Below are 20,752 nucleotides of genomic sequence, written 5' to 3'. Positions count from 1 at the left end.
ATGTATCCATTAACTAAGTTTAAAGTGGCTCCTATTGCTCTCGCCTTGTTGCTGACCGGCTGTGCCGTTGGCCCAGATTACGAAGAACCACAAACGACCATGGCTGAGACATTTCTATACAGCCAAGAAGGGGTGAACCAAGACGAACAGCACAATCATTGGTGGGCACAGTTCAATGATCCAACGCTCAATCAATTAGTGGCCGATGTTCAAAACCAGAACATCCCACTTAAACTGGCCGCCGAGCGAATCAACATGGCGAACTCATACAAAAGCGTGGTTGAATCATTCAAGGTTCCGACCATCAATGTCGGCGGCGGTTATTACAACTACCAACTGAGTGAGAACGACTCCCTACTCGGCCCAGTATTTGGCGCCTCTGATGCGGTTGAATCAGTAACGGGGATGTCGTTGCTGGAAGCGCAACACGATGGCGGGTTCTTAGGTGCTAGCATCGCCTGGGAAATGGACTTGTTTGGACGTATCGATAAGCAATCCAACGCGGCAACAATTCGAGTGGAACAAGCCGAGATATTCCAATCGGGTTTGAATACCTTGATCACTGCAGATGTCATTCACAACTACCTGCAATATCGCGGCGCTCAAGAGCGAAAAGCGATCGCACTAGAGAACATTTCCGACCAAAAGCAGACTTTAGAACTGGTCACCAAAGTGGTTCGTAGCGGCTACGGCTCGGAGTTAGATCTTGCTCAAGCCAAAGCCATGCTTGCCGCGACTGAATCCATTTTTCCTCAACTTGAAATCGCAGAGCAAGTTCACAAACAACGTATGGCAGTGTTGTTAGGCGAATCACTTAAGAGCGTGAATCAACGTTTAGAGAGTGAATTTACGTTACCGAGATTGAACGATGTTATTCCGACAGGCTTACCTTCTGACTTGTTAGAACAGCGCCCAGACATCCGAATTGCAGAACGAGAAATGGCAGCCATTAACGAAGAACTCGGCGCAAGCATTGCCAATCGCTACCCAAAATTCTTCCTAACGGGTACGCCAGGAGTAACTGCAGGAAGTTTTGATGACTTATTCAGTAGCGATTCATTCGGTTGGGCGGCATCTGCTGGCATAAGTTGGAATGTATTCGATGGTGGTCAAGGCGAAGCCATGGTTGAAATGAACGAAGCAAGGTTCCGCTCTGCAGCGCTAAACTATCAACACTCAGTTGATAGCGCCTTTGCGGAAGTCGATTCAAGCTTGTTTGCCTATGGCCGTAGCCAAGAAAACCAAAAGCGCATCGATGAAGCTACCCTTGCCGTCGATAACGCAGTGAGTAAAGCAAAGTCGCTATACAAAGCGGGCCTAGTCGATTACTTGTCGGTGTTAGACGCACAAAGACAACAAAAAGCGATGCAAGATCGCCAAGTGGCCGCCAAGCTTCAAACCGCCAATACCACGATTGCAGTGTATAAAACGTTAGGTGGCGATTGGAAAGTCGCTAATGAAACACAGAGTGTCGAATTAGCCCACGTTAACTAATCTTTCTGTTCTCAGCTGAACGATGCAATAAGCCTAATAAAAAATACCGCTGATATCGTCGGCGGTATTTTTGTTACTGAAAGTCGCTGTGGCAATTGTGCACCCATGTTTAACGGATACGTACCTTTCCTATTGGGTTTAAACGACTAAATCGGTATTTAGGGTAATAGACCCAAAACAGTTCTTCGTTCTTAGAGTCTTGAGCTATCAATAACTCAACCTCGCCAGAGTTAATAACAATACGTACTTTACTTTTTGACAAAGGTTTCGTTCTATTCATCGTTACGTAGTTATTACTTCTCAAAGAATCTAACAATTTAGATTCCTCAAACTCCTCATAAGCCTCCACAACGAAACTCGACACGCTCAGCTCTTCAGCGAGGATCTTTCGGATTTGATACTTCTGAGAGAGAAACAGAACGATACTGATTGCTGCGACTCCACTTAATAGAATCAACGCTTTTATATTTTTACGCCAGACCCCAACAAAAAGAGCTGAAAGTAAGCTTACAATAAAAACTAAGGAGGTAACCGTAAACCAAATATCTAAATAATCGCCCATAATTACCCTATTCACCTCAACCTAGTTTAAGTACCCCTGTTCATGTCTTCCGTGACGAAAGTGAACTATTTACGCGACAACCAGTGACTAGGAATTAGATGCATCGTTGCTGTCTGTATCTACGGTTTTGATCAGAGGACCTGCGCACTCGACAAAATCACCGATATCAAAAGTATCTGGCGCATCCGCTCCCCCCGTCACACCAAAACTGCCTTTCACCGTTGGATCCTTCTCAGTCTTATCTACGTCTAAAATGATCTCTACTTTATACGTGTGACCGTCAGGAAGAAGTTTGGCACACTCTTCCAGTGTTGAAGCGGTAGCACTCATGCTGAAACCGAATAAACACATCGCAAGTACACTACTTTTCATTTTCAACATCATAAAACCTCTCGAAGACTATAGATACATCATACCAATAACCGGCTCATCTTCACGGGAATTACCATAAAACGTCTAAAAAACATAACGTTGGTTATCTTTTAACGCTATTTTGGCGCTTCTGACTCTGTAAAATTGGTTTTAAAAGTGAAGGCATACGGTGTATCACCGATTTCTCTGAGGTGTTCAAGTCGCTCTATCGCTTCTTCGAGTGTGGGAATATGGTCTTCTTCGATCCACCAAAGAACATAAGTATCTTCAGGTAAACGATGAAACCAGTCCCCCTTTCGGCGCATGAAATCACGATGATGCGTGCGGAACATGAAGTTCTTTAACGAATCCACAGAGTCCCACACCGACATGTTCACAATCATATTAGGATCATCGAAAGCTTGGATGTTGGTGGCGTCACCAGATTCATCTTTCAGACGCCAAACGAACCCTTCACTGCTTTCTGCAATTCCATTGACCAACTCTAAGTTATCGACAAACTCTTTTATTTCCGGCGCATCTAACGGGTATTTTGCCAGAGCGATATTTAACTGAGCTAATTTCATAACGTTTCTTCCTTGATAAATTATGAGTAAATTTTCCTAGCAAGCCAACTGACTCTTATAAAACTAAAGAACAGCCACGCCTTCAACTTCAATCACTGAGTTCACATTAGCGCGCTCGATTATCTTGAGCAGCGTCGTTTGGATTAGCTCATTATCTCGGATTTCGCTTTCACAAGAAAAACGTTCTTCTTGAACACCATCGCTCTCACCCAGCATAAATTGAACTGCGACTTCCGTTGCGAGATCTTTGGTCGTTCCGTAATACGCTAACGTGATTTTTGGATATCCGTTGTCGCCTTTTTTAACCTGCTTTGCGATACGTTTTTTAGCTTTATCTAAATTCATACAACTTCCTTTTAAGGCTGAAACTAAAATGAACAAACGTCTGATATTTATTAGCTTTACTATAAAGCATTACCACATTCACGACATGATTTAATGGATGACAATCCACTTTTTCTTCCGTTAGTTTTTCCACAAGAACCACAAAATTTCAAAGAGTGGACATTGTAAATAGACATTAAAGTAACCAGCGGAATCCAGACCAACAATTCTGGCCCATTACCACCAGAGCAATAGATAAAACCAATCGAAAAGATACCGAACATAACAGACTGCAAAGTCCACAATGTTTGTTTGTACTTTGCATCTTTGATAATAAAAAATGTAAAAAGGCCGATTAAACTACTGATAACCCCATAAACCGCAAATCCTATAAAGGCTTCTTGTTGATTCATAACTTTCCCTGTCCACATACCACTTTACGGTCCGAGCAACGTCACTAACCTAAACCATAAGACGTTAAACACTAACCTACATTAAACGAGAAGTGCCAAGCCTTGTAAATCAGTGGCAGGCGTACTTTTTAAATTCTAACCACATTCAGTTAAGCAGCTGACAACACGTAAGAATTACGCGCCAAGAAGCGGTAGATGCTTCCGTTGCTGATAAGTTAAGGCTAGCTCTAAGCACTGCTTGATTGGTGCTTTGGACAGTGGTTCTGTTAGGTTCAAGACGATTGCCCTATTACCTTGAAAGGCCAGTGTGCCATCGTGCAATTCTCTGAATGTATCGATTAGCTTTGTTTGACAGTTAAAGAACAAGTAATAGTTGTTTGGTGATTTCAATTTCCAGTCGATTCGAATTGGACTGCCCGTCTTAACGCTGTAACTCGGCTCACCCCATTTCAGAGACTCTTCGACTTCACCTAATTCCAAATCAGAGCAAAGCTCAAAGATTAACGAACGCAACTCTTCAAGCCGAGGTAGAACATCATCTGGATACTCGTCGAAATGTGTTTTGATTGCTTGGTCCATTGAACCTCCGATCCACTTGTTGCGATATTAAGGAGCTGCTAACTCAAACTATGTTTGACTACATACCTTATTGAGCTTCCTGTTGAACCCAAATAATATTTTCATTTGAAGTTGGAACCTCAAACCAAGACCAAAACAAATCTAACATTGCAGGTGTCATTTCATAAGACTTACCATTCAATTCCGAGTTGCGGCTAAATGCTCTTTGCTTACAAGTCTCAAACGGAACATCAAGGTAGTGAACTTCGCTGTCCACACCTAGGTTTGATGCCCAGCTTGTAAAAGAATCCCGGTCTGATTTACGCCAAAAACCGAAGTCAAAAATCACCGGAACACCCAAGGAAAAGAGCTGCATTGCAGAGTCCTTGAATAACCCTTGTAACGTAGCCAGCCGGCTATCAAAAACTTCACGCTCCATATGCTCGCCATACAAAGGAATCATCCACTCATCAATCGAGACACGAAAGGCGCCATGCTTTTCTGCAAGTGCTTTAGAGTAAGTCGTTTTACCCGAACCGATAAAGCCACATACGAAGTAGATTTTAGTCATGATTCCTCTTTTGCTCATAGGTAGAGTTGCAGTGTGAACACGCTGACACCAAGCCTAAGCACTACCATAAAACTGTGGATGCCAAGCGTCAAAATTTATTCTTCAAAGCGTTCTTGTCCGCAAATTCTCGTACACAGTGTCATCATTGTTTCTGATACAGGTTGTCCTTCTATAAGGTAACAATCTGTCACTTCTCCAATCACTTCGAAACCACATTTCAAATACAAATTTTTTGCAGGAAGATTATTCGAGAGAACATTGAGATCTAACCAATCGACACTTGGGCTTTCGTTACAAAACTCAGTCACGCGCTTAATCAGTTCTACACCCAACCCTTGCTTTCTTAGACTTGAATCAACACCCATGCCGAGAAGCACACGATGAAACTTATACTCTTCACCGTAATGACGTAGGTCTACATGACCAAACACTCGTTCATTAGAGTCTTTGATTACCCAGAGCTTTCTCCAGCCATGTTTACCAAGGCTTGCCTCAAAACCATTTCGAAACTTATCTTTAAATTGTTCTGAAACCACACAATTCTCTTTAGAGAGCGGTTGGAAAAGTGGAGAATCATCATCCGCATTTTCAAGAAGCTGCGCTCCTATATACTCGAAGAATGACTCTAGATCAGACCGACTTGCTTCCACTATTCTCACGCAGTCTCCTTTTTACGCATGATTATCTCTTTTAGAACGGTACCAATACTGCTAACTACAAACGTAAAAGCAGACACCACAATTGACCCATAACAATCAAACGCACCATCTGTCATAAAAAAGTACTGATAGATCGCAAAACCAGATCCAATACTTACAGCTAACTGCATATTTCTGAATATTAGTTGTTTCATGTTTATTTCCTCGCAGCAAACAACCGAGTAAGTAACGCGACCCTCTACCTAAACTAAAAACACTTAAACTGAAATCAAGCGTTGAGCACCGTTTTAATTGCTTCGTTATGTTAGTACTCTCGACATGATGACAATATCTATTAATTCATCTTCGACGAGTACAGCTTTACGCTTTGTACCTTCGATTTCAAAACCAAAGGATTTGTACAACGCCAGTGCCGCTTTGTTGTTAGCGTGAACTTCTAGTTCAAGGCGAGCTAAATCGAGTTCATTCTCACAATAAGATAACAAGTGCCCCATTAAGAAACGACCAACACCTTTACCTCGTGACGCTTTGGCAACAACAATACCAAAAGACGCTGAATGCTTGAGCCTTGGTTTTTCAGTCGTGATAATAGCCAAGTGCCCAAACACTTCTCCACCGGTTTCAACAGCCACGAAATTGTGCTGGCTACCATTGAACATTAAGTCGAATTCTTCCCGTTTTATGTCGGGTGAATAGCGATTGTTGTTAACTACTTCCTTCTCAATATAAATATCATACAAGGCTGATAAATCAGCTGGACTCATTGCTCTAACTTTCATAAACCACCAGAATTATAAACAGAATAAACGCCCTACCAGATAACGAACAACGTGACCAACGCACTCAAACTTACCACCAAAAAAAACTGCCAAGCGTTAGAAGTCCATTTGAGCAATTTGTTAGGTAACGACTTCTGCTTCTGCCCGGTAGTTTTCCAACTTACTACGAACCAAGTTTGATAAGTTCAAATACCGGTCAGCTCCATTCTTTGGTGGTTTCTCTGGTCTCTCAAATGAAGAAGGGTCTTTCAGTTCTTCACTTTCCCAGAATTGATCGCCAGTTGAATCAAATGGGGTACCATTAGGTAACTCGTTTGAGTAATGAAAGCCAACTTGTTCTCCACGCAAGAACACCTTCCATAGCACTAGCTTTCCACCAAAATAGTCGTTAATTATTAGTGAAGATATTCCACATTGTCCGCGGCTTGGATTGGATGGAGTCCAGTTTTCAGGTTCCTCAGTGCTTTCTAAGGACCAGCTTTCCTGAAGAGCTTTTAGTACATCATCTATACTTGGTTTCATATGTTCGACTTGCCATTTCTTAGCTACCTAACGCCCTATTAAGGGGTGAGCAACGCAATACCGATGCCGCCGCATACCACCTTAATCACTTAAACCAACGCATGGTAAAAATGCCACGCGTTGCGAATCCCTTTTGAACAGTTTGTTATAACACAGTTGTAATCAAGGATACGGCAATTGCCAATATTGCGAGCATAGTAGTCAATCTGAAGTTTAAAGCTCCCTCAACTTCGGTAATCCCCCGCTCAAAATTAGATAAACTTTGAACAAAGATTTCGCGAGATTTGGATACAACTGACAACTCTGCTGCAAGTCTCTCAGTTTCTGTTGGACCAGCTGCAGGCGGAAAAGAAGCTCGCTTAATTAAGAAGTGTTTCGAGTAGCTCTCATCTCCCTCGTACAGCCAAGCATAAAACTCGGAGATTCTAGACTGTGCTTCTTTAACACTTTGCTTACTAAACATGTCTACTAGAGTTCTTTCTTTTGATGTGAGGCGCTCTGAAGCACTTTTTATTTCCTGAGATTTAGTGATATAGAATGAAATTAGTTTATTCAATTCATCCACAATTATACTCCTGTGTTATAACGCTAAGCTAACCCGCACGAAACATTGGCATAAACTTTTTGCGAAGCAAAATTGCCAAGCGTGAAGTGTCGGGTTGAGCGCCTTGTTAAGTTAATTTACCAGCTGCTATTACATAACTGCCTTTCACAAGGCACACCATCATTATTTCCATCAATCTGAACATTGGGGCAATTAGCTAAATAAAATTTTGCTTCATCACAGGAAACCATGCTGCTGCAATGAGTTTTCCCTTCACAAACGAAACCCATTTCTTCATAAGCAGGGTACAGTTTAGGCTTAATGACAAAAGCATAAACGACTGATGCAAATCCAATTAGTAATAGTAAGCTGACCAGAATAGAAGCAAATGATTGTTTATCTTGAGGGTTAGGTTGCACACCAACTAAAGAAATGGATTTAGCACTTTGCTTACCTTTTTCCATTACAACCTGAAATAAGACAGAATCACCCACTTTTGGTCTTCGATAGCCTTTTTCAAATTGAGAGATATGTGCAAATACGTCTCTTTTAGAGTCTTTCGAGGATATAAAACCAAAACCTCTATCATCATTCCAACGTACTATTTCACCCTGCATATAACTTCCTATTTCAATATCAACTTAACGCCCTGTTAAGGTGTGAGCAACGCAATACCGAAGCTCCCGCATACCACCTTAAACAATAAACTCAACGCATAGCAAAAATGCCAAGCGTTGCGAATCGCTCTTAAACAGATTGTTATAGCTCGGTTACACCTTTACACTTTCCAACTACAAGCTGTCGCGAGCGGTTGAATTTTTTCATCAAGTTTATCAAGGTCAAAAGTAACCGTTTTTGTATTCTGGTCTTTGAATTGTACAACTAGTTTCTTCTTACCTATTAGCGATTTAATAAGAGCGATATCATTTCCAGCGTAAAAAAACGCTTTCTTATCAGTTGATAATGACCAGCTATTTGTTACTGCGTCTTGGCTATCTATACGATGTGTTACTGATAGTTGATTGTTACGATCCCCTATTAAATAACCGCCCCAGTTGACGTAGAGTTCAGTTTTATCATTTAAGCACCGTAACGTCAGTGTAGCCTTTTTGCTGTATGGACCAATGTCACCATCATTGACTAAGTAGTAATTGATGAAATCAGTAATTTTGTCCTTTGAATCCCAACCAGTCCAAGGTCCGAAATATTCTCGACTCCATTCGTCTAATTCTTGCTTTTTAACCAAGCCATCTATATACCCTGATTTGAAACCAGATTGGCTCAAAGGATTCATGGAGAGTGCAATTATACCCGCAGCCAGTTTTGAAGAACCACTTTCACCCGCTTTTTGACCTTGCTTATACCCGTAACCATACAAACCAGCAGGAACTGCAATAACTAGACAAACTAACGCGACTAAACTTTTTTTCACTGAAGCCTCAAAGAGAAATAAACATGATATGCAATCAATTTTACCGTATTGAAAATCTAAGAGCTAATGTTTATTCGATAGAGCTATAACGCCGCATTAGGTGTGAGCAACGCAACCACCAAGTCTAAATCACTGCACCGTAAACACGAAACCCAACCTTGAACTGGAAATGCTAAGCGTTGGGAATCCGCCTTAACGCTTGTTATGTAAGTTATTTTTCAGATTGCTGATCCAAAAACGTGTCCAAAGCATCAACTAACAATTGTGCATCACTCAAACTTCTAGTGCGCAGTACGTGCTTTATTTGACTTCCATCTGCACGATACAAAGTGACTACATACCATTGCTTAAATTTACGAGTCCAATCAAGTAACTTAACTTCTGATATGTCATCATAATACACTCTATCCGCTACACTTCGTGTGGTGCTATTGAAGCTTGAGTAAACAATGCCACTGGTTACTTTCCCACTTGAGTATGTACCAAAATCCCATCCAAAATAATGTTCAGTGATTACAAAATAATTAGGTTTCCAAGCTCTATGCTGAGTCATTATCATGCGATCAATTAACATTGGAGCATCTTCAGTTGGAACTTTATTGGACTGATATTGCATAGGGGTTGTTCCACAGCCAGCTAAAACTACAGAAACGAAGATCAAGAAAAGTAAACGCATTTTATGACACCGAACAAAAAGGATGGCATATTATATACTGCATTTCAGGCTATGTTAATCCGAAAGTACATAACGCCGCATTAAGGTGTGAGCGACGCTTGGCTATACTTGAGCGAAGCGAAACTGCCAAGCGTTGCGAATCACTCTTAAATGCTTTGTTATGTAGTTTTGCAGAAATATGCCTTCGCCTCTTCTTTTGCGCTCCCGTTCAAGCTTTTATAAAACTCTCCACTTTTGAATACCTTACACTGCCGCTCAAAATTGACCATTTTATCGCTACTGCCTATTACTATGACTTTGATTGGCTGAAAACTTGCGAAGCAAAGGCACGCTGTTATGAACCACGCTGTTTTTTTGAAGTGTTGAAAACCCATCAATTTGAAGATTGGATTAACTAGCAGCCTAAATGGCCACCAAACCAATACGATCAATATGTAAATTAACCAACCGAGGTGTGAGAATGACTGCTCAGGGAACAGCCCCTTAAGCAGAATATCTCCGTAGCTCTTTACAAATAGTAATCCTAAAAGCAAGCCATATAAAGCATAGATACGCAACCCATGAGCAAATATTTTATAAGAAATATCTTTGTAGTATTTAACATTACCTACTCGTAAACAGTACCAAACGGTAAAAACTGAAGATAATGTGGCTGCATATACAATACTATTAGCAATATAGATGCCGACTGTGTGAGCTGGGTTAAATACTGAAATTGTCTTGAATACAGCCCAGGACTTTTCAACTAAAGCAAAAAATACACACGCGACTGACAAGAATCCTAATGCGTTAAGTATATCAACACCAGAATGCTGAAGCTGAGTTGAGCAAGCATAACTATTGTCTAAGATTGGATTTTTGATAAATCCAATCATTCGTTTTCTAAACTCTGGAAAAGGTATTTTATCCAACACTCTTACCAAAATTTGTCGATAATTGTTCATACTCTCCATACTACATAACGCCCTATTAAGGGGTGAACAACGCTACCACCCAACCTAAAACATTGTGCCATAAACACTAAATTTGAAGTAGAAGCAAAAATGCCGAGCGTTGTGAATCCCTCTTAAATTGCTTGTTATAGCGCTTTGAACGCTTGATAAGCCGTTGCTATCGCTTGAACAACACCGACAACTACTAAGCATATCGTCAAATATTTTATATGTTTTGCTTGATGAACATTATCTTGATGAACTTGCTCTTCTCGTTCCATACGCTCGATGGTCTCAATTGCTTTAGGTCCTAGCTTAAACCAGCCATTATCTTTTTCACGAATCAACTCACCAGTCTCCGCCCATGACTCTAAGCAGAATTTAATGAAAGATAAGTCACGGCTTTTGTTGGGGTGATACATCCATTTCTTCCCTTCAAGGTAACCCATTACATTAAGGTGATGAAACCTAGCACGACTTTCACTTAGTTGCTTTTCTACTATGATTTTTAGAATCATATGACGATCTTTTTTAATCAAAGGCTTCGCATTGAAATCAAATTGCTTTCTGTACAACCAACGATATTTTGCTCTTTTCAAGCCAAGCAACTCTATGAAAAATGCTTTAATTAAGCCATTCGTACGAATCCCTACAAAATGATATTGATTCAGTACATATATGTCATCATTCAATTCCGCCAAACGGCGATAAGAATAGCATTTTGTCCCACGCGTACCCTCAGAGCGATCTTTGACTTGAACCAAGAAGCCTCTACTTAATTCGGACAGCACCAAATATTCTTTTTCTGAACTTCGGGAGTCCCAACGAATTTGGAAATAGCTAGTTTTAATATTTTTGTTAAAAAAATATCGAACAATAAACTTGTATAAACAGGTCAATAAATTCAATTTCCTAAGTACCTCTTTATTTTGCGCTATAACGCCCTGTTAAGGTGTGAGCAACGTAATACCGATGCTCCCGCATACCGCCTTAAACACTAGACACAACGCATAGTAAAAATGCCGCGCGTTGCGAATCACTCTTAAACAGATTGTTAGGCTAATTTCTGTCAACAACTTTCGCTTTGCTAATGCCATTGCCTCGCAAAAAGTCTTTAGAACCAAAGAATTTTGGAGACTGTACAAACCAAACATGGTCTAAGAATTCCAAAGCTTGTTTAAACTTTTCGCAATTTTCGAGAGACCGTAACGCCATAAAGTCTTTTTCATGCGCAGGAGGTCTAACAAATCTGTCTCCAAACTGCTCAAGACCAATTAACTCTCGCTCTTCTTGAAAATCAATATTTTTAGAATGAGCAACCGCGTTGCGGAATGTGACCATATTAGCGACCGTTTGACGATAAGGAGCAACTAAATCATCTGCATCAACTTTCAAGCGAGATAAGAGCCAATCAAACTTTGTTTGTATTGTAGCGTTGCCAAAACTTTTAAATTCCGATTTTTTCGTAAAAACTTCTTTACCGAATGTATTTAACTTGGATTCCATGGCAAAACAATAAAATGACATCGCGGGAATTAACTTTTTAAAGCGATAACCATCTTGCTCCGTTTTTGCCTCATTATATAAAGTAATAGCAATTGACTCTAAGTAGCGATCATTAACTATCGAACCTTCAATCTTATTCATAATCTGAAGTTGTCTCCTATTACCCTAACAGTTCTTAGACAGAAAAATTCTGCATTTAAATACAGAATCATTCTATCTAGTTTCATATGAGCGGAACTCTACCACAATTAATCACAGTATTTCAGTGACTTAAAACATAGATAGGCTCATTGAATGACAAAATGCAGAATATTTCCATATAGTATGAATTTCGTAAAAAACCGAACTACTGGATATAAAAACAGTAACTGTGCGCATACCCCAAACACAAAAAAGCCTGCCATCTATGTGAACATAAATGGCAGGCTTTATACGTTAATTAAACTTGTGAGTTACTAGCTTACGCCGCTTCGAATGCGAGGGCTTTCTTCTCTACTTGGCGGAAGATCAGCGTTAGTATGCCGTTTACTGCTAAGTAGAATGCGCCAGCAATGCCGAACACGGTGAGCGTGTCGTAGGTTTGGCCGTTGATACGCTGAGCGTAGCCCATCAAATCCATGATGGTGATGGTGCTTGCCAGTGACGTGCCTTTGAAGACTAGAATCACTTCGTTTGAATAAGCTGGAACTGCGCGGCGTAGTGCGTATGGCAGTAACACTTTAAGCGTTGCGATTTTGTCCATACCTAGTGCGCGACACGCTTCCCACTGCCCTGCTGGAATCGCGTTGAATGCACCTCTGAACAGTAGCGTGCTGTACGCTGCGGTGTTCAAAGCCAACGCTAACATCGCGCAGAACCAAGGTTGGCTTAACCATGTCCATAGGAAGCTTTCACGAATCCAATCAAACTGACCCGGGCCGTAATACACCAAGAAGATCTGGACCAGTAATGGTGTGCCGGTGAACAGCGTAATGATGCCACGTGTTAACCAGTGAATCGCAGGTATTCTTAGGATTAGCGTTACCGTCATCAGCAGTGACAAGATACAACCAACCAGCAATGAAGCGCCTGTGAGTTGAAGACTGGTCACTAAGCCTTCAAGCATTTGAGAGAGGTATTGTTGATTCATGCCATTGCCCCTTTGTTACCCAAACCTTGAATAGAGAACTTACCATCAATCACTTTTACTGCTCTTTGCGTAATCAATGTGATGATTAGGTATATAGCTGCTGCCGTTGCGTACCAAGTAAATGCTTCGTGCGTTGCTGCTGATGTTAGTTGTGCTTGTTTCAGCAAATCCGTTACGCCAATCAGCGATACTAGCGCGGTGTCTTTCAGTAACACTAACCATTGGTTGGTTAACCCTGGTAGTGCGTGTCTTACCGCTTGAGGTAACACGATACGAAAGAATGCACGAGACTGAGGAATGCCAAGCGCGCTTGCGGCTTCTCTCTGCCCTTTGCTTACTGCTTTTAGTGCGCCACGCAAGGTTTGCGAAGCGTAAGAAGCAAAAATAAGTGACAGTGCAACAACACCAGATAAGAACGGGCTCACTTCTATGAAGTCGCCAGTGATCATGAACAGAACTTGTGTCGAACCAAAGTAGATAAACAGTACGACCAGAATTTCTGGTAAACCACGAACAATCGTCACAAATGCAGTCGTTGGCCATTTGATTGCAATACGACGAGACATCTCACCACTCGCAAACAAAACTGCTAGAACCAATCCAACCAATAGGCTTACGAACGCAAGCTGAACAGTCATCCAGCTTGCTTCGACGAGCCCTAAAGAGTAACCCGTTAATTCCATAAATTACTTACCGAAGTACTTGTTGAAGATCTTGTCGTATTCGCCGTTCGCTTTCACCGCTGCAAGTGCAACGTTAAGCTGGTCTACAAGTTCTTGGTTGCTCTTGTTTACTGCGATACCAAAGCCGTTACCGAAGTACTCTTGGTTTGTTACTTGGTCGCCAACGTACGTTAAGTTGTCTTCTTTCTTGAACCATTCAGCTACAACAGCTGTGTCACCGAATACAGAATCGATACGACCATTCTTCATGTCGATGAATGCATCTTGGTAGCTTGAGTAAGGTACCGCTGTTACGCCAGTCATTTGCTCAAGTAGGTAGCTCTGGTGAGTAGAACCGTTTTGAACACCAACACGCTTACCTTCTAGTGCTGTTTGGTCTGCTACTTTTCCTTCAAAAGAGATGAATGCTGCAGAGTTATCGTAGTAAGCGTTAGAGAAGTTCACTTGTTGAAGACGCGCTTCAGTGATGTCCATTGCTGAGATCGCTGCATCGTAACGTTTGAATTTAAGAGCTGGGATCAAGCTATCGAATGCTTGGTTGTGGAAAGTACATGTCGCTTTCATCTCTTCACAAAGTGCGTTTGCTAGGTCTACGTCAAAACCTTGGATTTGGTTGTTCTCGTCCATGAATTCGAACGGTGCGTAAGTCGCTTCCATTGCGAATTTGATTTCTTCTTGAGCTGCTGCGTTGAAAGAAGCAAGGCCGATAAGTGAAGCTAGTAGAATCTTTTTCATTTTGTTACTCCGAATACTGTGTAATTGCGGCCTGTAGCCATTCTTATAATTTGAGTGATGTTGTGTTTAGCTAAATCTAGTGAGTTAACTTGTTTTTATGAGTGACTTAGTGAGTCAAATACTCAGCAAACTCAGGTGTCTTAGGATTAACGAATGAATCGCTGGTACCGTGTTCAACGATGTACCCTTTCTCTAGGTACAGAACGTGGCTAGCAATCTTCTTCGCGAAATCAACTTCGTGCGTCACGACCACTTGGGTAATGCCCGTCCCGCTCAATTCTTTAATAATGCTCACGACTTGATTGGTGATTTCAGGATCAAGCGCCGCTGTTGGTTCATCAAACAACAACACATCTGGTTTCATCATCAGCGCACGTGCAATTGCAACACGCTGTTGTTGACCACCGGACAGTTGAAGTGGCCAAGCGTCTGCTTTGTCGGCAAGTTGAAGTGTCTTTAGTACTTCTTGAGCTTGTTTAATCGCTTCTTGCTTATCCAAACCCGCAACTTTGGTTGGTGCTTCAATCAAGTTTTCTATCACTGTCATGTGTGGCCATAAGTTGTATTGCTGGAACACCATGCCGACTTTACGACGAAGTTTAAGCCCCTGCTTCTCTTGGATTTGGCTTGAAAAGTCGAATTGCTCGTTCGCAATGTCTAACTCGCCGTTGTCCGCGATTTCTAGCAGGTTCAATACACGCAGTAATGAACTCTTGCCCGCGCCGCTTGGGCCAAGCAATACCAAGGTTTCGCCACTTTCACAGTCGAAACTGATGTCGTGAAGAACTTGGGTATCACCGTATGATTTGTTGATGCTCTTTACTTGAATACTCATGCCACAATACTGCATTAATTGTCATTTGTTGGTTATTCTATTCAATCCGAGGTTTTATGCAAGAAAAATGTATAAAAAACTACTTTGTTGAATTTTTGTAACAAATATTGCACAAAAAATAGTCGCTATGACTGGTCTTACAACCAAAAGTTGCAAGTCATTGATAAAGTTAATATCGAGACAAAAAGCAAACGTTTTGCCATCAATTTATAAATCCTAACTCGATTGATAACTTATGAGCACACTCTCCTATCAATGCCAATTTACTTGCATAAAAATTAGAGTTAAATGCCCTACTTCCCTCTCACAATGACTGGATCAGAATGCTTAGTTTTCCTTTAAGATCGTTTCGAATTATTCACTTAGTGGTGAAGAAATATTGGAAATTGAGTTTCCTAGTGAGCGTCACAGCGCAATAAATGCTTTAATGGGTTCTATTCTCAACAACAATTACTTCCCAGCGAACAACTCGCAGTACAGGTAATAAGTAATAAGTAATAAGTAGTAAGTAACAAGCCATCTATTTTTAAAGCGACAACACATTAAGGCAGTCATATGCAAAACGATGTCTCTTCTACGCTCGACTCAAACCAGCGACAGACTCAACGATCGACTCAACAAGCGCCAGAACCCAAACCTGAGAAGAAAAGCCTCAGTATTCTGTTCGAGCTCAGTAAATTCATTCAGCCTTATAAAGGTCGTGTTATTGCTGCGTTGATCGCGTTGATCTTCACAGCGAGCTTAACCCTTTCAGTCGGACACGGTATTCGTCTTCTGATCGACCAAGGTTTTAGCCAACAATCACTCTCAGATTTAGGCAGCGCAATTCAGTTCATCATGGTCGTGGTCGTATTGATCTCGATTGGTACTTTCTTCCGCTTCTATTTGGTTTCTTCTGTTGGGGAGCGTGTGAGTGCAGACATTCGCTTATCGGTTTTCAATCATGTTGTGACACTGCACCCGAGTTACTTTGAAACTAATGGCAGTGGCGACATCATGTCACGTATCACCACAGACACGACGCTATTGCAAAGTATCATTGGTTCATCGTTCTCGATGGCGATGCGCAGTGCGTTGATGTGTATTGGTGCAATCATCATGCTGTTTGCGACCAATATTAAGCTGACGCTGATTGTATTGGCCTCGGTGCCGTTTATCTTGATTCCTATTCTTGTGTACGGGCGTCGTGTGAGGGCCCTCTCTCGTCAAAGCCAAGATTCGATGTCTGATGTGGGTTCCTATGCAGGTGAAGCAATTGAGCATATTAAAACGGTTCAAAGCTACAGCCGAGAAGAGCAAGAGAAAGCGTCATTCGCGGTAGAAGTGGAAAAGGCTTACGAGATCGGTCGCCAGCGTGTAAAACAGCGCGCGATTCTTATCTCCGGCGTTATCGTGATTGTATTCAGTGCTATCGCAGGCATGCTTTGGGTTGGCGGCAGTGATGTCATCAACGGCACCATGTCGGCGGGAGATCTGGCTGCGTTTGTGTTCTACGCAATCATGGTTGCCTCGTCATTAGGTACGATTTCAGAAGTGATGGGCGAGCTGCAACGTGCGGCAGGCGCTACCGAACGATTAATCGAGATTCTACAAGTCGAAAGCCACATTGTTGCGCCTGTAGAAAATCCAACATCACTAGATAACGTGACACCAGAAGTCGCTTTTGAAGATGTGACCTTCTGTTACCCATCCAGACCCGACCAACCCGCAACAAGTAACCTCACGTTAACTGCGCATGAAGGCAAAGTGTTGGCGTTAGTTGGTCCATCTGGTGCAGGTAAAACTACCCTGTTCGAACTATTGCAACGTTTCTACGACCCGCAAGTGGGTAAAGTGACGTTAGGCGGTGTTGAACTGAATCAGTTTGATCCTAACGAGCTAAGAAAGCAGATGGCGTTGGTGCCGCAGCAACCCGCACTGTTCAGTAACGATGTGTTCCATAATATTCGCTACGGCAACCCGCAGGCAACAGACGAACAAGTTATCGAGGCGGCTAAAAAAGCACACGCGCACGAGTTTATTCAAAACCTACCTGATGGCTACAACAGTTTTCTTGGTGAACGCGGTGTTAGGCTTTCTGGCGGGCAAAGACAACGCATTGCCATCGCTCGTGCCATCCTAAAAGATCCGAATATTCTATTGTTAGATGAAGCAACCAGTGCGCTAGACAGCGAAAGTGAACATCATGTTCAACAAGCTTTAGAAGAATTAATGCGTGGCAGAACAACCATCATTATCGCGCACCGATTATCAACAATTAAACACGCCGACCAGATTGCAGTGCTCGATAAAGGACAGCTAGTAGACATCGGCGACCACCAGTCTCTCATCAATAGCTGCGAATTGTACCAACGCTTAGTTGAGCTGCAATTCAAACACCTTAATGCCTAGCCATCGAGTGCATGTGTAACTAAGTGACTGACACTGTGTGATTTCAGGCTTCAAAAACTTGAATTACACATGTTGCAGTTTTGTTAAATTAGCGGTAGGGTTTTTATTCCAATAACAATAAGAGAGTTCGCATGGAAGCACTATTATCTGACTATCCGGTAGTAACAGAAATCCCTGTCGCTTGGGGAGAAATGGACGCACTCAATCACGTTAACAACGCCGTATATTTTCGCTATTTCGAAACCGCTCGCTTAGATTTTTTCAAGCACGTTGAGTTGATGGAAGAGATGGCGATTACCAAAGTTGGGCCTGTTCTTGGCGACACTTACTGTAAGTATTTCCGCCCAGTCACGTATCCAGATACGTTGATGATAGGCTCTCGTGTCACCGACATTCAAGACGACCGGTTTACCATGGAATACGCGATTGTCAGTAAGACTCAGCAGAAACTGACGACAATCGGTACCGCGACCATCGTTATGTTTGATTTTGCTTCGAACCAAAAAGCCCTGCTCTCACTCCGCTTAACCAACGAAATCGAAAAGATGAACACGTTGAAAAGCCCATGCTTCAAACAAGAAACAGTCACGGAATAACATATTCACTGATTCAGAATACTCAGATACAAAAAGGCCACTCGATTGAGTGGCCTTTTGTTTATTGGTTCAAAGTGCTTATAAGCGTTTAAGTCTTATAGACCATGAACGATCTTTGTCTTAAAAGCTATAGACCATGAACCCTATAAACCTTGCAGCTTATAGGCCTTGAACGTACTGCGCATTAGTACGAATCTCGACCATCTGCTCCAGGTTCTGTTGTGAACCTTCAACGCCGTTCAGTAGCGCTTCGAAGTGCTTGATAAGCTCTACTTTGTCTTGTACTTCTTTTGAACCTGCACCGATGTTGGTTAGGTCAATAAAGAACTCGTCGAACAGACCTGAGAAGTCAGTTACTGCGTCATGGTTTAAGAATTGCTCGTGGTTGTAAATACTTGGGTAGCCGCCCTTCTGTTTATCAACCGCGAAAGAGATGCCTTTCACGTTGGTAATCGTGGTCGCTTTCTCACACTTCAACATACAACCCGCTTCAATGCTTGGCTTATTACAACCTACAGTTCTTTGGAAGAAACACTGACGGCTGGTCATCATCAAGATTGGGTGGTAGATGCTGTAGAACAGTTTGAAGTTCTCTGGGCGACGAATATGACGAATCTGACCTTTATTGATCTCGTTCGAAATGAATGCGCCAGCACAGTTAAGCTCTTCTTTCAGAGTAACCAATGCGTGAGAGTTGGTTGTGTTCATGAACGGGCCAGCAACCCACTCGATACCCATCTCGTAAGCTTTGTAAGCAATACCCGTGTTGTTTGTCACGATGCGAGCAGGCTTAATTTCTTCAAGAATACGAACGGCTTCGTCGTAATCTTTACCGATCAATACCGCTGGGAACCAAGGAATCAAACGTGGGTTTGCTGCCAAGATGTCGATGTACTTGTTACAACGCTTCTTGAAACTTTCAGGCAGTTTGAAGTACACATCCGCGTCAGTCACATCACATAGGTGTAAGTCTTCTACATCAGCGATAAGCATAGACATAGTCGGCTTCTCGTTCACTTTAGGGTGCTCAGGCAATGCTGGCACTTCAACATGCTTAATCACTTCCACAGAGCCGTTCAGAATGAAGTCGATCTCGTCTTTCAGGTCTGACACTTCTTTTAGAGGAATCAACAAGCCCGCATCCACTTTACTGAAGTCGTGGCTTTCTAGCGTATGAACTGCACTCTTAACATTTTTGAATCGCTTCTCAAGTAGCTCTTGAGTAATAGCCTTCTCTTCAACCGCTTTCAATAGCGATTTAGATTGAAGGGTAAAGTTTTCTTTTGGCGTGTTCACGGTCACCGTAAATGGTTGACCCAATTTTGCGCTGAACGACAGTGCTACTGGTGTCTTGCGAATATCAAGGAACTCGATCTTTTCACGCATCTCGTTACCAAGAACGTCTTTCGCTTGGTGAAGTTCGTTGGTCACCTCTTGAATCTGTACCACTGAGATTTCGTTGTTCTGCTCCGTCGCTTTCTCAACAGCGTAGTTCATGCTGTTGTCGCGCGGGTTATCGATGAACATGTCTTTCGTTAGGTTGCCCTTTAGAAAAGAGTTGGTGAAATCACGGTTGAATACTTTGTGCAGGTTCGAATCGTCTTCGATCAACAAACCACTTTCTACAAAGCTATCAATCTGTTTACGCCATGTGTCTACCACGGTGTAAACGTAGTGTGCGCCTTTAATACGGCCTTCTACTTTCAATGAGTCAACTTTCGCATCAACCAATTCAGGTAGGTCGTAGTAAGCTGAGTTATCTTTCAGGTTGAGTGGGAACTTGTTGCCCGCGTTTGTGATTTCATATTCATCACGACACGCTTGGCTACAACGACCACGGTTACCTGAGTTACCCACACTTACTGAGCTTGAGTAACATTGACCTGAGAATGCGATACACAGAGCACCGTGTACGAACACTTCGGTTAATACATCGTGATCGTGTGCCACTTCCGTCAGCATCTTGATTTCAGGCAGGTTCAACTCACGAGATAAGTTAACGCGTGTTGCGCCAATCTTAGACAAAAACTTAATCTGGCCTTCGTTGTGCGTTGTTAACTGAGTCGACGCGTGAACGTCTAATGATGGGAAATGCTTCTTAACCAGGTTGAATAAACCCAAGTCTTGAACAATGATGCCATCCACTTTGGTGTTCACAAGCTGGTTCAGCAGTTTGGTGATGCTCTTAGTCTCGTGCTCCAGTAGCACAACGTTAAGAGTCAGGAACACTTCACAGCCGTATTCATGAGCAAGGCGAATCACACCATTCAATTCGTCTAACGATAGGTTAGAGGCTCTGTTACGAGCGTTGAATGTGTCTAAACCACAATAAACTGCATTAGCACCCGCTACGATGGCGGCTTTTATCGCTTCTACATCGCCACCTGGGGCTAATAACTCAATTTTTCTGCTCATTTTTGAAGTCGCTCACTTACTTATAATTTTTAAGCCGCGTATTCTACCCACATCACGA

26 protein-coding genes are annotated in these 20,752 nt (G+C 42.2%); 3 read left to right on the top strand and 23 right to left on the bottom strand.

Annotated features, from left to right (window positions below; genetic code table 11):
• The gene (locus FTW16_RS14285) at positions 1-1,494 is read left to right on the top strand and encodes an efflux transporter outer membrane subunit (RefSeq protein ID WP_146491546.1); all 1,494 of its coding nucleotides are present in this window, start codon (positions 1-3) and stop codon (positions 1,492-1,494) included.
• A 109-nt stretch (positions 1,495-1,603) separates the two neighbouring features.
• On the opposite strand, the gene FTW16_RS14280 is transcribed toward FTW16_RS14285, so the two are convergent.
• From FTW16_RS14280 to artP, 22 genes are all read right to left on the bottom strand, one after another.
• The gene (locus tag FTW16_RS14280; RefSeq protein WP_146491545.1) at positions 1,604-2,056 is read right to left on the bottom strand and encodes a hypothetical protein; all 453 of its coding nucleotides are present in this window, start codon (positions 2,054-2,056) and stop codon (positions 1,604-1,606) included.
• 87 nt (positions 2,057-2,143) lie between these two features.
• Positions 2,144-2,440, bottom strand: a complete 297-nt coding sequence (locus tag FTW16_RS14275; protein ID WP_146491544.1) for a hypothetical protein — start codon at positions 2,438-2,440, stop codon at positions 2,144-2,146.
• Between the two features lie 104 nt (positions 2,441-2,544).
• Entirely contained in the window at positions 2,545-2,994 is a 450-nt protein-coding gene (locus FTW16_RS14270) for a DUF3291 domain-containing protein (RefSeq protein ID WP_017080506.1), read from the bottom strand.
• A 63-nt stretch (positions 2,995-3,057) separates the two neighbouring features.
• On the bottom strand, positions 3,058-3,339 hold the full coding sequence (locus tag FTW16_RS14265; protein ID WP_146491543.1) for a hypothetical protein: 282 nt from the start codon (positions 3,337-3,339) through the stop codon (positions 3,058-3,060).
• Positions 3,340-3,398: 59 nt separating this feature from the next.
• Positions 3,399-3,731, bottom strand: a complete 333-nt coding sequence (locus FTW16_RS14260; protein WP_146491542.1) for a hypothetical protein — start codon at positions 3,729-3,731, stop codon at positions 3,399-3,401.
• A 174-nt stretch (positions 3,732-3,905) separates the two neighbouring features.
• Positions 3,906-4,310 (bottom strand): DUF1801 domain-containing protein, encoded by a 405-nt coding sequence (locus FTW16_RS14255; protein ID WP_146491541.1) that lies wholly within the window; start codon positions 4,308-4,310, stop codon positions 3,906-3,908.
• A 67-nt stretch (positions 4,311-4,377) separates the two neighbouring features.
• Positions 4,378-4,860 carry an AAA family ATPase gene (locus FTW16_RS14250; protein WP_146491540.1) on the bottom strand — a complete coding sequence of 161 codons (483 nt, stop codon included), beginning with the start codon at positions 4,858-4,860 and terminating at the stop codon, positions 4,378-4,380.
• A gap of 95 nt (positions 4,861-4,955) precedes the next feature.
• The gene (locus FTW16_RS14245) at positions 4,956-5,519 is read right to left on the bottom strand and encodes a GNAT family N-acetyltransferase (RefSeq protein ID WP_146491539.1); all 564 of its coding nucleotides are present in this window, start codon (positions 5,517-5,519) and stop codon (positions 4,956-4,958) included.
• Entirely contained in the window at positions 5,516-5,713 is a 198-nt protein-coding gene (locus FTW16_RS14240) for a hypothetical protein (protein ID WP_146491538.1), read from the bottom strand. The genes FTW16_RS14245 and FTW16_RS14240 overlap by 4 nt, the downstream gene beginning before the upstream one ends.
• A 105-nt stretch (positions 5,714-5,818) precedes the next feature.
• Positions 5,819-6,298, bottom strand: a complete 480-nt coding sequence (locus tag FTW16_RS14235; protein WP_253656744.1) for a GNAT family N-acetyltransferase — start codon at positions 6,296-6,298, stop codon at positions 5,819-5,821.
• A 120-nt stretch (positions 6,299-6,418) separates the two neighbouring features.
• Positions 6,419-6,646 carry a hypothetical protein gene (locus FTW16_RS24800; RefSeq protein WP_261383458.1) on the bottom strand — a complete coding sequence of 76 codons (228 nt, stop codon included), beginning with the start codon at positions 6,644-6,646 and terminating at the stop codon, positions 6,419-6,421.
• 319 nt (positions 6,647-6,965) lie between these two features.
• Positions 6,966-7,385 (bottom strand): hypothetical protein, encoded by a 420-nt coding sequence (locus tag FTW16_RS14225; protein WP_146491536.1) that lies wholly within the window; start codon positions 7,383-7,385, stop codon positions 6,966-6,968.
• Positions 7,386-7,501: 116 nt separating this feature from the next.
• Positions 7,502-7,981 (bottom strand): cold shock domain-containing protein, encoded by a 480-nt coding sequence (locus FTW16_RS14220; RefSeq protein WP_146491535.1) that lies wholly within the window; start codon positions 7,979-7,981, stop codon positions 7,502-7,504.
• Between the two features lie 161 nt (positions 7,982-8,142).
• Complete coding sequence (locus tag FTW16_RS14210) at positions 8,143-8,796, bottom strand: type VI secretion system-associated protein TagO (RefSeq protein ID WP_146491534.1); 654 nt, start codon at positions 8,794-8,796, stop codon at positions 8,143-8,145.
• A gap of 211 nt (positions 8,797-9,007) precedes the next feature.
• Positions 9,008-9,472 (bottom strand): hypothetical protein, encoded by a 465-nt coding sequence (locus FTW16_RS14205; protein WP_146491533.1) that lies wholly within the window; start codon positions 9,470-9,472, stop codon positions 9,008-9,010.
• Positions 9,473-9,630: 158 nt separating this feature from the next.
• Positions 9,631-10,416, bottom strand: coding sequence for a hypothetical protein (locus FTW16_RS14200; protein ID WP_146491532.1), 786 nt, complete (start codon positions 10,414-10,416; stop codon positions 9,631-9,633).
• 134 nt (positions 10,417-10,550) lie between these two features.
• The gene (locus FTW16_RS14195) at positions 10,551-11,195 is read right to left on the bottom strand and encodes a hypothetical protein (protein ID WP_146491531.1); all 645 of its coding nucleotides are present in this window, start codon (positions 11,193-11,195) and stop codon (positions 10,551-10,553) included.
• A 268-nt stretch (positions 11,196-11,463) separates the two neighbouring features.
• On the bottom strand, positions 11,464-12,051 hold the full coding sequence (locus FTW16_RS14185) for a hypothetical protein (RefSeq protein ID WP_146491529.1): 588 nt from the start codon (positions 12,049-12,051) through the stop codon (positions 11,464-11,466).
• A 319-nt stretch (positions 12,052-12,370) separates the two neighbouring features.
• A complete protein-coding gene (gene artM / locus FTW16_RS14180; protein WP_146491528.1) occupies positions 12,371-13,039 on the bottom strand; it encodes an arginine ABC transporter permease ArtM in 669 nt (222 codons plus the stop codon).
• A complete protein-coding gene (gene artQ / locus FTW16_RS14175; protein ID WP_123326108.1) occupies positions 13,036-13,722 on the bottom strand; it encodes an arginine ABC transporter permease ArtQ in 687 nt (228 codons plus the stop codon). Before artQ ends, artM begins: the two co-directional genes overlap by 4 nt.
• 3 nt (positions 13,723-13,725) lie before the next feature.
• Complete coding sequence (locus FTW16_RS14170; RefSeq protein ID WP_146491527.1) at positions 13,726-14,457, bottom strand: lysine/arginine/ornithine ABC transporter substrate-binding protein; 732 nt, start codon at positions 14,455-14,457, stop codon at positions 13,726-13,728.
• A gap of 106 nt (positions 14,458-14,563) precedes the next feature.
• The gene (gene artP / locus FTW16_RS14165) at positions 14,564-15,292 is read right to left on the bottom strand and encodes an arginine ABC transporter ATP-binding protein ArtP (RefSeq protein ID WP_146491526.1); all 729 of its coding nucleotides are present in this window, start codon (positions 15,290-15,292) and stop codon (positions 14,564-14,566) included.
• Between the two features lie 555 nt (positions 15,293-15,847).
• On the opposite strand from artP, the gene FTW16_RS14160 reads away from it, so the two are divergent.
• Entirely contained in the window at positions 15,848-17,683 is a 1,836-nt protein-coding gene (locus FTW16_RS14160) for an ABC transporter ATP-binding protein/permease (protein WP_146491525.1), read from the top strand.
• Between the two features lie 131 nt (positions 17,684-17,814).
• Positions 17,815-18,279, top strand: coding sequence for an acyl-CoA thioesterase (locus FTW16_RS14155; RefSeq protein WP_048658683.1), 465 nt, complete (start codon positions 17,815-17,817; stop codon positions 18,277-18,279).
• Positions 18,280-18,438: 159 nt separating this feature from the next.
• On the opposite strand, the gene FTW16_RS14150 is transcribed toward FTW16_RS14155, so the two are convergent.
• Positions 18,439-20,694 carry a peptidase U32 family protein gene (locus FTW16_RS14150; RefSeq protein WP_146491524.1) on the bottom strand — a complete coding sequence of 752 codons (2,256 nt, stop codon included), beginning with the start codon at positions 20,692-20,694 and terminating at the stop codon, positions 18,439-18,441.
• Between the last annotated feature and the right edge of the window lie 58 nt (positions 20,695-20,752).

Source organism: Vibrio sp. T20 (assembly GCF_007858795.1).
In the GTDB taxonomy this organism is placed as follows: domain Bacteria; phylum Pseudomonadota; class Gammaproteobacteria; order Enterobacterales; family Vibrionaceae; genus Vibrio; species Vibrio satsumensis.
This window is presented reverse-complemented; position numbering and strand designations above follow the sequence as displayed.

Excerpts from the sequence above, each read along its gene's own strand:
- FTW16_RS14285 (WP_146491546.1), top strand. The coding sequence starts at position 1 with ATGTATCCATTAACTAAGTTTAAAGTGGCTCCTATTGCTCTCGCCTTG.
- FTW16_RS14280 (WP_146491545.1), bottom strand. The coding sequence starts at position 2,056 with ATGGGCGATTATTTAGATATTTGGTTTACGGTTACCTCCTTAGTTTTT.
- FTW16_RS14275 (WP_146491544.1), bottom strand. The coding sequence starts at position 2,440 with ATGATGTTGAAAATGAAAAGTAGTGTACTTGCGATGTGTTTATTCGGT.
- FTW16_RS14270 (WP_017080506.1), bottom strand. The coding sequence starts at position 2,994 with ATGAAATTAGCTCAGTTAAATATCGCTCTGGCAAAATACCCGTTAGAT.
- FTW16_RS14265 (WP_146491543.1), bottom strand. The coding sequence starts at position 3,339 with ATGAATTTAGATAAAGCTAAAAAACGTATCGCAAAGCAGGTTAAAAAA.
- FTW16_RS14260 (WP_146491542.1), bottom strand. The coding sequence starts at position 3,731 with ATGAATCAACAAGAAGCCTTTATAGGATTTGCGGTTTATGGGGTTATC.
- FTW16_RS14255 (WP_146491541.1), bottom strand. The coding sequence starts at position 4,310 with ATGGACCAAGCAATCAAAACACATTTCGACGAGTATCCAGATGATGTT.
- FTW16_RS14250 (WP_146491540.1), bottom strand. The coding sequence starts at position 4,860 with ATGACTAAAATCTACTTCGTATGTGGCTTTATCGGTTCGGGTAAAACG.
- FTW16_RS14240 (WP_146491538.1), bottom strand. The coding sequence starts at position 5,713 with ATGAAACAACTAATATTCAGAAATATGCAGTTAGCTGTAAGTATTGGA.
- FTW16_RS14235 (WP_253656744.1), bottom strand. The coding sequence starts at position 6,298 with ATGAAAGTTAGAGCAATGAGTCCAGCTGATTTATCAGCCTTGTATGAT.
- FTW16_RS14220 (WP_146491535.1), bottom strand. The coding sequence starts at position 7,981 with ATGCAGGGTGAAATAGTACGTTGGAATGATGATAGAGGTTTTGGTTTT.
- FTW16_RS14205 (WP_146491533.1), bottom strand. The coding sequence starts at position 9,472 with ATGCGTTTACTTTTCTTGATCTTCGTTTCTGTAGTTTTAGCTGGCTGT.
- FTW16_RS14200 (WP_146491532.1), bottom strand. The coding sequence starts at position 10,416 with ATGAACAATTATCGACAAATTTTGGTAAGAGTGTTGGATAAAATACCT.
- FTW16_RS14185 (WP_146491529.1), bottom strand. The coding sequence starts at position 12,051 with ATGAATAAGATTGAAGGTTCGATAGTTAATGATCGCTACTTAGAGTCA.
- artM (WP_146491528.1), bottom strand. The coding sequence starts at position 13,039 with ATGAATCAACAATACCTCTCTCAAATGCTTGAAGGCTTAGTGACCAGT.
- artQ (WP_123326108.1), bottom strand. The coding sequence starts at position 13,722 with ATGGAATTAACGGGTTACTCTTTAGGGCTCGTCGAAGCAAGCTGGATG.
- FTW16_RS14170 (WP_146491527.1), bottom strand. The coding sequence starts at position 14,457 with ATGAAAAAGATTCTACTAGCTTCACTTATCGGCCTTGCTTCTTTCAAC.
- artP (WP_146491526.1), bottom strand. The coding sequence starts at position 15,292 with ATGAGTATTCAAGTAAAGAGCATCAACAAATCATACGGTGATACCCAA.
- FTW16_RS14160 (WP_146491525.1), top strand. The coding sequence starts at position 15,848 with ATGCAAAACGATGTCTCTTCTACGCTCGACTCAAACCAGCGACAGACT.
- FTW16_RS14155 (WP_048658683.1), top strand. The coding sequence starts at position 17,815 with ATGGAAGCACTATTATCTGACTATCCGGTAGTAACAGAAATCCCTGTC.
- FTW16_RS14150 (WP_146491524.1), bottom strand. The coding sequence starts at position 20,694 with ATGAGCAGAAAAATTGAGTTATTAGCCCCAGGTGGCGATGTAGAAGCG.